The organism is Xanthomonas sp. WHRI 7065 (genome assembly GCF_040203115.2).
Taxonomy (GTDB): domain Bacteria; phylum Pseudomonadota; class Gammaproteobacteria; order Xanthomonadales; family Xanthomonadaceae; genus Xanthomonas; species Xanthomonas arboricola.
Genome location: NZ_CP168194.1, coordinates 1,892,146 through 1,906,110, shown reverse-complemented (window position 1 = coordinate 1,906,110; position 13,965 = coordinate 1,892,146). Strand labels below are relative to the sequence as shown.

Sequence of the window (13,965 nt, the reverse complement as noted above, 5' to 3'; positions counted from 1 at the left end):
ACAGCAGCAACCTCACGGCACCGCTCCGGGATCGGAAGATGGCACGTCCACGAACGGATGAAGCGTCCATTCCTTCAGCGCGATGCCATCGAACCAAAGCACGCCACGCGGACGCTCGCTGCCTTGATAGCCGATTTTCAGCGCGTGGCTTGGCGTACGGCTGCGTGGCGGCGCGATACGCAGCGCCAGTCCGGGAGCGCCGTCGCTCTGCGTGACCGGCTCTATTTGCACGTGCAGCGTCAACGAAAACTCGTTGATTTGCGATAGCCGCAGCGCACGCAATTGGCAGACCGGAATGGACAGCAGGGTCTCCGTTTCGCCCTGGGCCTTTCCGTCATCATCCATGCAGCGAACCTGCATGCTGCAGGCGGCCACCGCAGCATCCACCAGTGCGGCGTGGCGCTGGCGGCATCGCTGTTGCGCTTGTCGGACGGCCTGGTCGAGCAGCTCCACGAAGACGTCCAGGGAATAGCTCGCGTGTGCCATCTACGACTCCGTCAGCCAGATCGGCTTGCGCTTGAACCCCACGTGGTAGCACAACCATTGCAGCACCACCTGATGCTCGCCCAGCTGCACAATGGTGAAGCTCTTCTCGATGCCGAGAATCGTTCCCCTGGGCGCTTCACTGAGGCAGCGATTGAGCAGATGCTGCGCGGCCTCGACCTGCTCAGCGGTCTGCATCTTTGCCGGGTTGTCGCTGCCGACGACGATGCGCTTGATGTAGCTCACTTCTGACAAATCGATCATCGGCAACGACTCGGGTGATAGAAAGGTGTAGGACTCAACAGCGACGCTTACGGCACCGGCACAGGCGCAGTGACTTTACGTGGTGCTGCGGCGGTCTGCAGGATGTCGAGCACGCGCGACAGCCCTTCGGGGGTACCGCGATCTTCGGCGTGCAATGCGACGTGATACTTGGCCGAGTTATCGGAAGAGCGCGTGTTTTCCTTGTGGCTGGACACCGACCCCTGCACGTTGACCTTGGCCTTGAACACGCCCCAGCCGACGCTTGCCTCCAAATCCACCTTGAGGCTCTTGTCTTCGGCTTCCTTTTCCGAAAACGAGGATTTGACTTCCATGTCGAACGTCACGTCCACGGTCTGAATGCTCAAATTGGGAACGTTGACCAAGGTCAGCAGCGGCACGACGATCTCGACTTCCTCCTCGGCCATCCCGGTACCGCTGGGGTCTTCGACCGGGCGTTTGAACTTGAACTGCGCGGTCCGCGTACCGCCGTTTCCGTTGGGATCGGCAGCAGGGTCGGTCGGCGGCAGAAAACCGATGACCTTGATGAAGTCGGCGGTGGCGCGGGCCAGCATGACCTGCGCATCGCAGGCTGCACGCAACGGGGCGCCGATCAGGTCCGCCATCGGCAGGCCCTTGAATTGGTCGGACATATTGACAATATCGCTCATGGTGTTCTCCTGAAGAGTGGTTGTTTGAAAAACAATCGATGACGGCGGGGATCAATCGCCCTTGACCGTCTTGAACACGCCTTGCGACTGCGCAAGGCGACTGATGAGACGTGCCACGCCTTCGGTCGGCTCGCTGCCTTCCACGCGTAACACGACATGCACCGCACTGTGCCGCGCACTTTTTGCATTGGAGCCGAGGTCGATGCCGATCTGGCCGGGCAGCGCTGGCGGCTTGGGATGCCAGTCATCGACGGCAGCTGGAACCGCCAGCGACGCCGGCAACGCGGCTTCGTCCAGTTCGCTAAGCTCGCCGAGTTGTGCATCGAAGCTGATCTCTACGTCCTTGATGCGCAGGACGTTGGACGACACCAGCGGCAACAGCGGTGCGCGATACAGGTCTTCGTCGTTCTCGCCCGCTTCCGGGTGCTGCGACGGCAAGCGGATCAGAACGCTTCTGGGACGGTTGTCCTCGTCAAAGAACGCGCCCAGGTTAGCCATCTGGTGCTGTTCGATCCGGTCCTGGGCGTCGATAACTGCCCCGGCCAGCGCTTCGATCAGATCATTGAGGGAGATTTGCGCCATGTTGGGCTCGTTGGTCGGAGATGTCGCGGGGACGGTGACGGCTCAGGCCGCGCTGGGAAAGCTATCCACGCGTGCCAGCCACCCCTTGAGAAACTTGCCAAGCGCCGGTCGCGCGGCGACAAGTCGCTGGTAGTAGTCCTTGCGGCCGACCCTGTAACGTGCATACAGGTCTTGCTGGTTGCTGGATGCCAGGGCGGCGAAGGTCGCCGGTCCCATCCGTCCGTCCACCACCAGCGCGCCGCCGGTCTGGGCATTGAGCACGGTCTGCAGCAGCTTGATCGCGTTGCCGCCGGCGTTGACATAGAAATCGAACAAGATGTTGGCCAACGGCTGCAGTGCGATCTGGTCGGCGCGTAGCCGGTCCCAGTACTGCGTCTTGTAAATGACCCCGGCCTGGGCATCGGTCAATGCACGCAGGTTCGCCAAGCTTGGCTCCACGCCCAGCAAGTTCTGGGCGCAGGCCTTGAAGGTCAGCAGTGTGATGCCCTTGTTGGTGGCACCGCCCGGATCGGCGGGGTCGTTGACGAAGCCGCCCTCGTGCTTGAGCAGGGTTGGAAAAAACATGTTGAAGTCAGCCATCGGCGCCACCTGTTGAATTGATCGGTGGCGCCAGTTTCCGCATCGGTGCAATAGCGGGACATCGGCCCTTCACCGATACTACGAAGCCTGAAAGCTGATTCATCCCGGGCCCCGACAGGGGCCACCAACACTGCGTTTTCTGGAATACTGCGCGCATGAACGAGCTCAACCATTTGCTTGAAAACAACCGTGCCTGGTCCGAGCGCATCCGCCGCGAGGACCCGGAATTCTTCTCCAAGCTGTCCACCCAGCAGACGCCCGAGTACCTGTGGATCGGCTGTTCTGACTCGCGCGTGCCGGCCAACCAGATCATCGACATGGCCCCGGGCGAGGTATTCGTCCATCGCAATATCGCCAACGTGGTGGTGCACACCGACCTGAACTGCCTGTCGGTGATCCAGTTCGCCGTCGACGTGCTCAAGGTCAAGCACATCCTGGTGGTCGGCCATTACGGCTGCGGCGGCGTGTTTGCCAGCCTGACCCAGAAGCGCATGGGCCTGGTCGACAACTGGATCCGCCACGTCACCGATGTGGCCGACAAGCACGAGGCCTGCCTGCACGATGCGGGCGACCTGCCGGTGCAGCACGCGCGCCTGTGCGAGCTCAACGTGCTCGAGCAGGTGGTCAATGTCTGCCGCACCACCATCGTGCGCGACGCCTGGGACCGCGGCCAGGCACTGCAGGTGCATGGCTGGGTCTACAGCCTGCGCGACGGACGTGCGCACGACCTGGGCATGTCGATCGACCGCCCGGAGCTGCTGCAGGAACGTTACGACGCCGCACTGGCGCGCATCCAGGCCGATCACGCCGAACGCTGAGCCGCACCCGCACGCCAGCCAGCCGCGGCGCCCATCGGCGCCGTCGGTTGGCTATGCTGGACGTCTTCTTTGCCGAGGAACGTCGATGCTGGTCCCGCCGATCAACCTGCAAGCCTGGATCGAGCAACACCGCCACCTGCTCAAGCCGCCGGTGGGCAACAAATGCATCCAGCAGGACGGCTTCATCATCATGATCGTCGGTGGGCCGAATGCGCGCACCGACTATCACTACGACGAAGGCCCGGAGTGGTTCTTCCAGCTCGAAGGCGAGATGGTGCTGAAGGTGCAGGACGAAGGTGTGGCACGCGACATCCCGATCCGCGCCGGCGAGATCTTCCTGCTGCCGCCAAAGGTGCCGCATTCGCCGCAACGCGCGGCCGGCTCGATCGGCCTGGTGATCGAACGCGAGCGCTTGCCCAACGAGCAGGACGGCCTGCAGTGGTATTGCCCGCAGTGCAATCACAAACTGTACGAGGCGATGTTTCCGCTGCAGGACATCGAAACCGATTTTCCGCCGGTGTTCGATCATTTCTACCGTTCGCTCGCGCTGCGCACCTGCAGCCAGTGCGGGCATCTGCACCCTGCGCCGGAGCGCTATGCCACTGTCGAGGCATGAGTGGACGATGGCCCAGCCAATTCCAGGCACGCGTCGCACAGGTCTTCGAGCGCATTCGCTCGGTGGTGGCCATCGGCGCTCCGCCGCGCCCTCGCAATGCCGCGCAACGCAATGACGATGCAGCTGTGCGCAGCGCGCCGTGTGTCGAGCGTGTGCACGCGCCGCAGCTGCGCTGTGCGCCCGCGTTGAACCCCATGCCATGCTGCGCACGCTGATCGACCTCAAGCCGCGCGACGTGCCATTGCGCGTAGCGTTGCGCAACACCGCCGCGGTGGTGCTGCCGCTGGCCGTCGGCGTGGCCACCGGGCATGTCGCCGCCGGTCTGGCCGTGTGTACCGGCGCGCTCAACACCATGTTCACCGACCAGCCCGGCCCGTACCGTGCGCGCCTGCAGCGCATGCTGATGGCCGCGCTGGCAGCAGGCCTGGCCGCGTTGCTCGGCATCTGGGTCGGCCACAACACGCCGGCATTGGTGATCGCCGGGTTGCTGCTCGGTCTTGGCGGCGGCTTGCTGGTGGCACTTGGCCCGGTGGCAGCGCGGGTGGGGCTGACCAGCATGATCCTGCTGGTGGTCAGCGCCGACATGCGCCTGCCGGTGCAGCAGGCCGCGGGCGTGGCGGCATTGATCTTCGCCGGCGGCCTGCTCCAGGTAGTGCTGGCACTGGCGGCCTGGCCATTGCAACGCTATCGCCCGGAGCGCTTCGCGCTGGCCGACCTGATGCGTCAACTGGCCGGCATCGCACGCCAGCGTCCGGAAGCCAGCGCCCCGCCGCCGGCCACCCAGGAAGTGCTCGATGCGATGGTGATGCTGCATGGCGAGCATCGCTCGCGCGCGATCGCCGTGCAGAGCTTCCGCATCATCGCCGAGCTGTGCGAGCGCGTGCGGCTGGAGCTGCTGTCGCTGGCCGATGTCGATACCCGCCTGACCGACTCGCAGGCGCGCCCGGCGATCGAGCGCGTGCTCGAACGCAGCGCCATCGTGCTGGAACAGCTCGCGCATGCGATGACGGTGGACGAAGACCCGCTTGCCGCCAATGCCTCGATGACCGGTTTCGACGATCTGGTCGCCGCACTGGCGCAGTTCCAGCACGACAACGCCGATACCCGCGAGCGCCGGCTGGTGCGGGTGGCGGTGGCGCGCGCGCAAGGCCTGGGCGGCCAGCTGCGCGCCCTGATCCGCAACGCGCATTGGGCCAGCAGCCGTGGCGAGATCCAGGCGCAGCTGGCCGAAGCGCGCCTGCCGGCGGCGCTGCGGCCCGCGGCAACCTGGGCCACGCTGCGCGCGAACCTGGATCTGTCCTCGGTGGCCTTCCGGCATGCCTTGCGCTGCGGCGTGTGCCTGGCGCTGGCCATCGCCTTCCAGCGCTGGCAGCAGATCCCGCACGGCTTCTGGATTCCGATGACCACCGCCATCGTGCTCAAGCCGGATTTCGGCGGCACTTTCAGCTTCGGCGCCTTGCGCGTGGCCGGCACCTTCGTCGGCCTGCTGGTGGCGACCTTGCTGGCGCACCTGGCGATGGACGGCGCCAGCGTCCGCCTGGCGTTGCTGGCGCTGTTCTGCCTGGGCTTTCGCCTGCTGACGCAGGTGAATTACGGCATCGGCGTGGCGTTTCTGACCGGCATGCTGGTGCTGCTGCTGTCGTTCGAAGGCGTTGCACCGGGCGAGGCCATCGGTGCGCGTCTGCAGGCCACGGTCGCCGGCAGTGCCTGGGCGTTGATCGCCTACGCGGTGTGGCCCACGCGCGAGCGCCGGCATATCCGCGCCTCGCTGGCGCAGCTGCTGAGCGCCTACCGCGATCATCTGCGCAATCTGCTGCTCGGCAGGATGGAGGATCTGGGCGACACCCGCGCTGCCGCACGCGTGGCGCGCACCAACGCGCAGGCCTCGATCGAACGGCTGCGCGGCGAGCCACGCAGCCGGCGCAATCTGCACGAGCTCAAACTCGCCGAATCCTTGCTGGCCAACGGCAACCGGCTGATCCGCGCCACCCTGTCGCTGGAGGCGGTGCTGCGCGACGGCCATCCCCTGCCTGCGCTGGAAGCGCTGCCCGCCTTCGCGCAACAGGCCGACCAGGCGCTGTCCGAGCTGATCGCCTGCCTGGTCGACGGCGGCATTCCCGCCGCGGCCACCTTGCGCGGCGCCGAGCGCCAGCTGTCCGATGCATTGGCCGCCCTGCCTGACGGCTCGCCCGCCACCGCCGCACTGGCCGACACCATCGACCGCATCACCGACAGCATCGGCACCTTGACGCATCTACTGCGCCCTGCCCGGCCGGCCTCGACCAGCGCTGCAGCCGAGCCAGCGGCCACGCATGACGGCGCACACGGTGCCGGCGGGTAAACTGCGTCACTGACCTGCGTTGCGAGCCGTGATCATGACCGACCTGCTGTCCCGCGCCCATGCCGTTGCCCTGGACGCCGCCGACCCGCTGCGCCACCTTCGCGATGACTTCGTGTTCCCGCAGCATGCCGGCCAGGACCAGACCTATTTCGTCGGCAATTCGCTGGGCCTGCAGCCGCGTGGCGCGCGCGCGATGGTGGCCGAGGTGCTCGACCAGTGGGGCGCGCTCGCGGTGGAAGGCCATTTCACCGGTCCCACCCAGTGGCTGACCTATCACCAACTGGTGCGCGATGGCCTGGCGCGCGTGGTCGGCGCGCAGCCCGGCGAGGTGGTCGCGATGAACACGCTGAGCGTCAACCTGCATCTGATGATGGCCAGCTTCTACCGGCCCACGCCCGAGCGTGGCGCCATCCTGATCGAAGCCGGCGCGTTTCCGTCCGACCGCCATGCGGTGGAATCGCAACTGCGCCTGCATGGGCTGGATCCGGCCACGCAGCTGATCGAAGTGGAAGCCGACCAACCCAATGGCACGGTCTCGATGGCGGCGATCGCCGATGCCATCGCACGGCACGGTCCGCGGCTGGCGCTGGTGCTGTGGCCCGGCATCCAGTACCGCACCGGCCAGGCCTTCGAGCTGGGCGAAATCGCGCGGCTGGCACGCGCGCAGGGCGCGATGGTGGGTTTCGACCTGGCGCATGCGGTCGGCAATATCGCGTTGACGCTGCACGACGACGGCGCGGATTTTGCGGTGTGGTGCCACTACAAATATCTCAACGCCGGCCCCGGCGCGGTGGGTGGCTGTTTCGTGCACGCACGCCATGCCAACAGCGACCTGCCGCGCATGGCCGGTTGGTGGGGACACGAGCAGCAGAGCCGCTTCCGCATGGAGCCGCAGTTCGTGCCCTCGCCTGGCGCCGAAGGCTGGCAGCTGAGCAATCCGCCGGTGCTGGCGCTGGCGCCGCTGCGTGCGTCGCTGGAGCTGTTCGATCAGGCCGGCATGCCGGCGCTGCGTGCCAAGTCCGAACAACTCACCGGGCACCTGGAACAGCTGATCCACGCCCGCGTGCCGCAGGTGCTGCAGATCGTCACCCCGGCCGCGCCGGCGCAACGCGGCTGCCAGCTGTCGTTGCGGGTGGCCGGTGGCCGCGCGCAGGGGCGCTCGCTGTTCGAGTACCTGCAGTCGGTCGGCGTGCTCGGCGACTGGCGCGAACCGGACGTGATCCGCATCGCACCGGTGCCGCTGTACAACCGCTTCAGCGATCTGCATCGGTTGGTCGAACAGGTGGAAACCTGGGCCAGCGCCTGAGCACACGCGGCACAGACTGTGCCATCGACCAGATCGGTGCGTGGGCCGGAACCGGCACACGCGCACGTAAACTCCGAACCCGCACCTGGCTGATCGCAGCTGGTGCCGTTGCCAGCCATCCCCGTTCTCCCCCTTCGCCGGCACTTGCGTCCGGCCGCTGCCGGATACCGCATTGAGCGCAGTCTCTCCCCGTTCCCTGACCTTGATCGGCGCTGGCCTGGCCGGTTGCCTGCTGGCCATCCTGTTGTCGCGCCGCGGCTGGCAGGTCACCGTCTACGAGCGCCGCGGCGATCCGCGCATCAAGGGCTACGAGTCCGGCCGCTCGATCAACCTGGCGCTGGCCGAGCGCGGCCGCCATGCGCTGCGCCAGGCCGGTGCCGAAGACGCGGTGATGGCCAAGGCGGTGATGATGCGCGGGCGCATCGTGCATCCGTTGATCGGCGAACCGCAGCTGCAACGCTACGGACGCGACGACAGCGAAGTGATCTGGTCGATCCACCGCGCCGCGTTGAACGTCGCGCTGCTGGATCTGGCCGAACAGGCTGGCGCACGCGTGCATTTCTATCGGCGCCTGCACACGGTGGACTTCGATGCCGGCTATGCGCGCTTCATCGACGACCGCGACGACCAGCCGCACGAAATCCACTTCCAGAGCCTGATCGGCAGCGATGGCGCCGGCTCGGCGTTGCGCGCGGCGATGCAGCGCAAGTCACCGCTGGGCGAGCGTACCGAATTCCTCGATCACTCCTACAAGGAGCTGGAAATTCCGCCGTTGCCCGGTGGCGGTTTCCGCATCGAAGGCAATGCGCTGCACATCTGGCCGCGCGGGCGCTACATGTGCATCGCGCTGCCCAACGACGGCGGCACCTTCACCGTCACGCTGTTTCTGCCCAACGCCGGCGAACCCAGCTTTGCCACCACGCGCACCGGCGACGAAGCGCTGGCCCTGTTCGCGCGTGATTTTCCCGATGCCCTGCCGCTGATCCCGCAACTCAAGGAGCATTGGGAAGAACATCGGCCCGGCCTGCTCGGCACCCTCACCCTGGACCGCTGGCACCTGGGCGGCCGCGCACTGCTGATCGGCGACGCTGCGCACGCGATGGTGCCGTTCCACGGCCAGGGCATGAACTGCGCGTTCGAAGATTGCGTGGCGCTGGCAGAGCAGCTGGATGCACACGAGGATCTGGAAACCGCGTTTGCCGCGTTCCAGGCCGCACGCCGTGACGACGCCGCAGCGATCCAGCAGATGGCGCTGGAGAATTACCTGGAAATGCGCGACCGCGTTGACGATCCCGATTTCCTGCTGCAACGCGCGCTCGAACAGCAACTGCAGGCGCGCTGGCCCACCCGCTTCGTGCCGCATTACACGATGGTGACCTTCCTGCGCACGCGCTACTCGATCGCCCTGGCGCGCAGCGAGATCCAGCGCCAGATCCTGGTCGAGGCCACGCGCGGGCACAGCGACCTGTCGCGCATCGACTGGGCCGCGCTGGAAGCGGTCGTGCATGCGCGCCTGCAGCCGCTGGAAGGCGCGCACTGATCCACTCGCACAGGCCGGCGTCAGCAGGCGTAGGCGCGGATAAGAGATACTAGGCAGCACTGGCGGCGCCCTGCGCAGTGCGCCGCGGATCTGGATTTCATACGGCATGCCTGACAGCTTTCTCTTCTACGACCTGGAAACCTTCGGCCAGGATCCACGCCGCACGCGCATCGCACAGTTCGCCGCGGTGCGTACCGATGCGCAACTGCGCGTGATCGAAGAGCCGATCAGTTTCTACGTGCAGCCGGCCGACGATCTGCTGCCCTCGCCGTACGCGACCATGGTCACCGGCATCACCCCGCAGCACGCACTGCGCGAAGGCGTGAGCGAGGCCGAAGCGTTCGCACGCATCTCCGAGCAGATGAGCCGGCCGCAGACCTGCACGCTGGGCTACAACTCGATCCGCTTCGACGACGAGTTCGTGCGCTGCGGACTGTTCCGCAATTTCTACGACCCGTACGAGCGCGAGTGGCGCGGCGGCAATTCGCGCTGGGACCTGCTCGACGTGTTGCGGCTGGTGCATGCGCTGCGCCCGGATGGCATCGTCTGGCCGCAGCGCGAAGACGGCGCCACCTCGTTCAGGCTCGAACACCTGGCCGATGCCAACGCAGTGCGCGAAGGCGACGCGCACGAGGCGCTGTCGGACGTGTACGCCACCATCGGCATGGCGCGCAGGTTCCAGCAGCATCAACCCAAGTTGTGGGACTACGCGCTGCGCCTGCGCGACAAGCGCTTTGCGGCGACGCTGCTGGACGTCATCGCGATGCAGCCGGTGCTGCATATCTCGCAGCGCTATCCCGCCTCGCGCATGTGCGCCGCCGCGGTGCTGCCATTGACGCGCCATCCGCGCATCGACAGCCGCGTGATCGTGTTCGATCTGGACGGCGATCCTGAAGTGCTGTTGCGCATGAGCCCTGACGAGATCGCCGACCGGCTGTATATCCGCGCCGCCGACCTGCCCGAGGGCGAGCAGCGCATTCCGCTCAAGGAAGTGCACTTGAACAAGTCGCCGGCGCTGGTGGCCTGGCAGCATCTGCGCGCAGCGGATTTCCAGCGCCTGGGCATCGACCACGACGCGGTGCTGGCCAAGGCTGCACGCCTGCGCGAACTCGGCCCTGAACTGGCCGAAAAAGTGCGCCAGGTGTACGACAACGAGCGTGCTGCGGCGCCGGCGGTCAACGATGCCGATGCCTCGCTCTATGACGGCTTCCTGGCCGAAGGCGACAAGCGCCTGCTGGCGCAGGTGCGCGCCAGTGCGCCGGCCGAACTGGGCGCGCTGGAGTCGCGCTTTCGCGACCCGCGCCTGGTCGAGTTGCTGTTCCGCTACCGCGCGCGCAACTGGCCGCAGACGCTGTCGTTCGAAGAGCAGGAACGCTGGAACGTCTACCGCCGCCAGCGCCTGCTCGAAGACCGTGGCCTGGGCGAGCTCACGCTCGATCAGTTCCATGCGCAGATCGCGGATTTACGGCTTGCTCACCCCGACGATGCTACCAAGCAGTCCCTGCTCGATCAGCTCGCCGCCTGGGGTTTGGACCTCCAACGCACGCTATGACCACCTATTTTTCCGACGCCAGTTTCAAGTTCCTGCGCGCACTGGCGCGCCACAACGACAAGACCTGGTTCAACGATCACCGGCATCAGTACGAGGCGCATGTGCGCCAGCCGTTCCTGCAGCTCATCACCGACCTGCAGCCGGCCCTGGCCGAGGTCAGCGAGCACTATCGCGCCGACCCCAAGACCCAGGGCGGCTCGCTGTTTCGCATCTACCGCGATGCGCGTTTTTCCAACGACAAATCGCCGTACAAGAACTGGCAGGGCGCGCGCCTGTTCCATGAGCGCCGCCGCCAGGTGCCGGCGCCGTCGTTCTATATCCATCTGCAGCCGGGCGAGAGCTTCGTCGGTGCCGGGCTGTGGCATCCGGAGCCGGACACCCAGCGCAAGCTGCGCCAGTTCATCTTCGACAATCCCGCCAACTGGAAAGCGGCTGCCTACGAACCCAGACTGCGCCGGAAGTTCGCGCTGGACGACAGCGAGAAACTGGTGCGTGCACCGCGCGGCTTTCCCAACGAGTTCGAGTTCATCGACGATCTCAAGCATCGCAACTGGGCGTACCTGCGTCATCTCGACGATGCCGTCATGACCGGCCCGCGCCTGCGCCAGACCATCGAAGCCGACCTGGTGGTGCTGGCGCCGTTCGTCGATTACCTGTGCGCCGCGCTGGATCTGGAATTTTGATGGATCGCGCGGCGCCGACAGCCATCGACGCGACGCCGGCGGTCGGCACACCGAAGCGATCTCCCGCTGTGCGGTGCTATGCATCGCTGCGTCTTGCACCAACCATAGCGATGGACTGCGCACCATGAACAAGCGCTGGTTGCTGTTGCCCGTACTGGCCGTACTGCTGCTTGTCAGCTATGTGGTTGCAGGCCCGTACCTGGCCATTCGCGGCATCAGCCAGGCCGTCGCCAATCGCGACGCCGCGCAGCTGGAACGCCATGTGGATTTCCCCAGCCTGCGGGTCAACCTCAAGGCGCAGCTGGACGATTACCTGGTCCGCCAGGCCGGCAGCCGCATGCAATCGAGCCTGCTCGGCGGGTTCGCCCTGCAGCTCGCCAGCGGTATCAGCGGTGCAGGCGTGGACACGCTGGTGACGCCGCTGGGCATCGGCGCGCTGCTGCAAGGCCATAGCGTGTGGAATCGCGTCACCGGCACCACCGTCAGCCCGGACACCTATGCGGCGCCGGCGCCGGCGCGTCCGCTGCAAGGCGCCGAGCAGCGCTTCGAATCCACCCGCCGCTTCACCGCCACCACCCGCACCGCGACCGGCGTGCCGGTGGTGTTCGTGCTGACCCGCCAAGGGCTGCGCTGGCGGCTGACCGATATCCAGCTGCCGCTGGCAGATGCAGAAACTCCGCTGCCCCCATGACCGCGCGCCTGCGAGCGCGGTCGAAGTGTTCTCCTTCGCAGGCTGACGCCGCGCGCCGGACAGCGGCTTACGAAAACCGCCAGGCCCGCTCCATCCACGCTGCCTGCAGCCGCAGCATCGACGGCCGCAGTTGCCGGCGCGCCGGCCACGGCAATGTCGCCAGTGCCTGCTCCGCAGTGCCCGGCGTGCGTTTGCCGTTCCAGGCATACAGCAGCTGGTTGCGCGGATCCGGCTCGGGCAACAGCAGCACCCGCCCATCAAACACCTCGCGCAGCGTGGCCAGATGCCCGGCCAGTGGCACCTGGAACAGGTTCAGCGCCAGCACACCGCCGGGCGTCAGCGCAGCGCGGCAATCGGCGTAGAACTCGGGCGTGCGCAACGCGGGTGGGATGCCCTCGGCATCGTAGGCATCCAGCAGCAACAGGTCGTAACGCCCGGTACGCGTGCCGATCCACTGCGCACCGTCGCCGTGCGTGACCTCAAGCCGAGCATCGTCGCGCGGCACGCCAAACGCATCGCGCAACGCCAGCACCTGCGCATCGGCGTCCACCGCCTCGATGCGCGTGCTGCGCAGATACCGGTGGCAGAACTTGGCCTGCGCGCCGCCGCCGAAGCCGATCAGACCGATGCGTTCGGGCCGCGGCTGCAGCCACAGCGCCGCCAGCATGCCGCGCGTATACGGCAGCATCAGCCGGTACGGTGCCCAGCGCGACATGCGGGTCTGCACGGTGTCGTCGGCGAAGTACAGCTCCAGCTGGCGCCAGCTGGAGCGCAGCGCGGCGCGTCCAGCCGGCTTCGGTGCCTCGCTCACCTGCCCGGCGGATCGTTGGCCACGCCATGCGGCACGTGGCCGGCTGCCACGTGCTGGTGCTGGCGCGCACTGTCGATGTTGTGCTGCGAATCGTCGAAGAAGATGTCCGCGCCAAACGCCTCCAGAAACGGCCCCTTGTGCCGCCCGCCGAGGAACAGCGCCTCGTCCAGACGCACGCCCCACTCGCGCAGGGTGCGGATCACCCGCTCGTGCGCCGGCGCCGAGCGCGCGGTGACCAGCGCGGTGCGGATCGGCGAGGCCTCGCCCGGCGGGAATGCCGCCTGCAGCGTATGCAGCGCCGACAGGAAATTGCGGAACGGCCCGACCGACAACGGCTCGCGCGCACGTTCGCGCTCGTGGCGCCCGAATGCCTCCACGCCCTGCTCGCGCGAGATGCGTTCGCTCTCGTCGCCGAAGATCACCGCATCGCCGTCGAAGGCGATGCGCAGCTGGGTCGACAGGCGGCTTTCGTCGTTGTCCACGATCGCCGCGGCGGCTTCGGCGCGTTCGCCCGGCGCGCGCGGCATGATGGTCGCCGCCGCAATACCATGGGTGAGCGCGCGCCGTACCGACTCCGGGTTGGCCGACAGGAACAGGTCGGTGCCGAACGGCTTCACGTACGGCCAGGTCGGCTGACCCGAGGTGAAGGTCGCCCGCACGATGCCCAGGTTGTAGTGCTGGATCGAATTGAAGATGCGCAGCCCGGTGTCGGCGGAATTGCGCGACAGCAGGATCACTTCCACACGCGGGGTTTCTTCGGGCACATCGTGGTTGAGCGCCAGCAGCTTGCGCACCACCGGAAAGGCGACGCCCGGCTCCAGGATGTCGTCCTCATGCTCGCGCTGGAACGCCGAATACGCCTCCACGCCATCGGCCTCGAACAGCGCATGGCCTTCTTCGAGATCGAACAGCGCGCGCGAGGTCACTGCGACGGTCAGGAGTCTTGGGGAATTATCAGCCATTGGGGTGCCGGGAATGGGGAATCGGGATTGGGGAATGGGTTGGAGCAACAACGAATGTTCTGGGATTTG

At 66.7% G+C, this 13,965-nt stretch carries 15 protein-coding genes; 8 read left to right on the top strand and 7 right to left on the bottom strand.

Annotated elements, in window-relative coordinates; translation table 11 throughout:
* Positions 1 to 12 precede the first annotated feature (12 nt).
* Genes ABQY64_RS08270 through ABQY64_RS08250 form a run of 5 tightly spaced genes read right to left on the bottom strand, consistent with a single transcriptional unit; the run spans position 13 to position 2,576 of the window.
* Complete coding sequence (locus tag ABQY64_RS08270) at positions 13 to 486, bottom strand: hypothetical protein (RefSeq protein ID WP_349779968.1); 474 nt, start codon at positions 484 to 486, stop codon at positions 13 to 15.
* Complete coding sequence (locus ABQY64_RS08265) at positions 487 to 747, bottom strand: hypothetical protein (RefSeq protein ID WP_016904187.1); 261 nt, start codon at positions 745 to 747, stop codon at positions 487 to 489.
* 47 nt (positions 748 to 794) lie between these two features.
* Complete coding sequence (locus ABQY64_RS08260; protein ID WP_039511773.1) at positions 795 to 1,415, bottom strand: DUF2589 domain-containing protein; 621 nt, start codon at positions 1,413 to 1,415, stop codon at positions 795 to 797.
* A 51-nt stretch (positions 1,416 to 1,466) separates the two neighbouring features.
* The gene (locus ABQY64_RS08255; protein ID WP_349779967.1) at positions 1,467 to 1,997 is read right to left on the bottom strand and encodes a DUF2589 domain-containing protein; all 531 of its coding nucleotides are present in this window, start codon (positions 1,995 to 1,997) and stop codon (positions 1,467 to 1,469) included.
* A 42-nt stretch (positions 1,998 to 2,039) separates the two neighbouring features.
* Positions 2,040 to 2,576, bottom strand: coding sequence for a glycosyl hydrolase 108 family protein (locus ABQY64_RS08250; RefSeq protein WP_349779966.1), 537 nt, complete (start codon positions 2,574 to 2,576; stop codon positions 2,040 to 2,042).
* Positions 2,577 to 2,731: 155 nt separating this feature from the next.
* Between ABQY64_RS08250 and can the strand changes: the two genes are divergently transcribed.
* The 8 genes from can (at position 2,732) to ABQY64_RS08210 (ending at position 12,123) form a co-directional block, all read left to right on the top strand.
* Positions 2,732 to 3,394, top strand: coding sequence for a carbonate dehydratase (can, locus tag ABQY64_RS08245; RefSeq protein WP_016902447.1), 663 nt, complete (start codon positions 2,732 to 2,734; stop codon positions 3,392 to 3,394).
* Between the two features lie 85 nt (positions 3,395 to 3,479).
* Entirely contained in the window at positions 3,480 to 4,010 is a 531-nt protein-coding gene (locus ABQY64_RS08240; protein WP_024939857.1) for a 3-hydroxyanthranilate 3,4-dioxygenase, read from the top strand.
* A 199-nt stretch (positions 4,011 to 4,209) separates the two neighbouring features.
* Positions 4,210 to 6,351 (top strand): FUSC family protein, encoded by a 2,142-nt coding sequence (locus tag ABQY64_RS08235; RefSeq protein WP_349779965.1) that lies wholly within the window; start codon positions 4,210 to 4,212, stop codon positions 6,349 to 6,351.
* 34 nt (positions 6,352 to 6,385) lie between these two features.
* The gene (kynU, locus tag ABQY64_RS08230) at positions 6,386 to 7,657 is read left to right on the top strand and encodes a kynureninase (RefSeq protein ID WP_039520603.1); all 1,272 of its coding nucleotides are present in this window, start codon (positions 6,386 to 6,388) and stop codon (positions 7,655 to 7,657) included.
* A 172-nt stretch (positions 7,658 to 7,829) separates the two neighbouring features.
* Entirely contained in the window at positions 7,830 to 9,197 is a 1,368-nt protein-coding gene (locus ABQY64_RS08225) for an NAD(P)/FAD-dependent oxidoreductase (RefSeq protein ID WP_349779964.1), read from the top strand.
* Between the two features lie 106 nt (positions 9,198 to 9,303).
* Positions 9,304 to 10,749 (top strand): exodeoxyribonuclease I, encoded by a 1,446-nt coding sequence (sbcB, locus tag ABQY64_RS08220; RefSeq protein ID WP_349779963.1) that lies wholly within the window; start codon positions 9,304 to 9,306, stop codon positions 10,747 to 10,749.
* Positions 10,746 to 11,432, top strand: a complete 687-nt coding sequence (locus tag ABQY64_RS08215) for a DUF2461 domain-containing protein (protein WP_024940671.1) — start codon at positions 10,746 to 10,748, stop codon at positions 11,430 to 11,432. Before sbcB ends, ABQY64_RS08215 begins: the two co-directional genes overlap by 4 nt.
* Before the next feature lie 124 nt (positions 11,433 to 11,556).
* The gene (locus ABQY64_RS08210) at positions 11,557 to 12,123 is read left to right on the top strand and encodes a DUF2939 domain-containing protein (protein WP_349779962.1); all 567 of its coding nucleotides are present in this window, start codon (positions 11,557 to 11,559) and stop codon (positions 12,121 to 12,123) included.
* A gap of 67 nt (positions 12,124 to 12,190) precedes the next feature.
* Here the strand turns inward: ABQY64_RS08210 and ABQY64_RS08205 are convergent, their stop codons facing one another.
* Together ABQY64_RS08205 and ABQY64_RS08200 are read right to left on the bottom strand one after the other, a co-directional pair.
* Positions 12,191 to 12,934, bottom strand: a complete 744-nt coding sequence (locus ABQY64_RS08205) for a transferase (protein WP_349779961.1) — start codon at positions 12,932 to 12,934, stop codon at positions 12,191 to 12,193.
* On the bottom strand, positions 12,931 to 13,896 hold the full coding sequence (locus ABQY64_RS08200) for a 5'-nucleotidase (protein WP_024940674.1): 966 nt from the start codon (positions 13,894 to 13,896) through the stop codon (positions 12,931 to 12,933). The genes ABQY64_RS08205 and ABQY64_RS08200 overlap by 4 nt, the downstream gene beginning before the upstream one ends.
* Positions 13,897 to 13,965 lie beyond the last annotated feature (69 nt).

Coding starts and splice junctions, on each gene's coding strand:
- can (WP_016902447.1), top strand. CDS start 2,732: ATGAACGAGCTCAACCATTTGCTTGAAAACAACCGTGCCTGGTCCGAG.
- ABQY64_RS08215 (WP_024940671.1), top strand. CDS start 10,746: ATGACCACCTATTTTTCCGACGCCAGTTTCAAGTTCCTGCGCGCACTG.
- ABQY64_RS08210 (WP_349779962.1), top strand. CDS start 11,557: ATGAACAAGCGCTGGTTGCTGTTGCCCGTACTGGCCGTACTGCTGCTT.
- kynU (WP_039520603.1), top strand. CDS start 6,386: ATGACCGACCTGCTGTCCCGCGCCCATGCCGTTGCCCTGGACGCCGCC.
- ABQY64_RS08265 (WP_016904187.1), bottom strand. CDS start 747: ATGATCGATTTGTCAGAAGTGAGCTACATCAAGCGCATCGTCGTCGGC.
- sbcB (WP_349779963.1), top strand. CDS start 9,304: ATGCCTGACAGCTTTCTCTTCTACGACCTGGAAACCTTCGGCCAGGAT.
- ABQY64_RS08250 (WP_349779966.1), bottom strand. CDS start 2,576: ATGGCTGACTTCAACATGTTTTTTCCAACCCTGCTCAAGCACGAGGGC.
- ABQY64_RS08270 (WP_349779968.1), bottom strand. CDS start 486: ATGGCACACGCGAGCTATTCCCTGGACGTCTTCGTGGAGCTGCTCGAC.
- ABQY64_RS08235 (WP_349779965.1), top strand. CDS start 4,210: ATGCTGCGCACGCTGATCGACCTCAAGCCGCGCGACGTGCCATTGCGC.
- ABQY64_RS08200 (WP_024940674.1), bottom strand. CDS start 13,896: ATGGCTGATAATTCCCCAAGACTCCTGACCGTCGCAGTGACCTCGCGC.
- ABQY64_RS08255 (WP_349779967.1), bottom strand. CDS start 1,997: ATGGCGCAAATCTCCCTCAATGATCTGATCGAAGCGCTGGCCGGGGCA.
- ABQY64_RS08240 (WP_024939857.1), top strand. CDS start 3,480: ATGCTGGTCCCGCCGATCAACCTGCAAGCCTGGATCGAGCAACACCGC.
- ABQY64_RS08260 (WP_039511773.1), bottom strand. CDS start 1,415: ATGAGCGATATTGTCAATATGTCCGACCAATTCAAGGGCCTGCCGATG.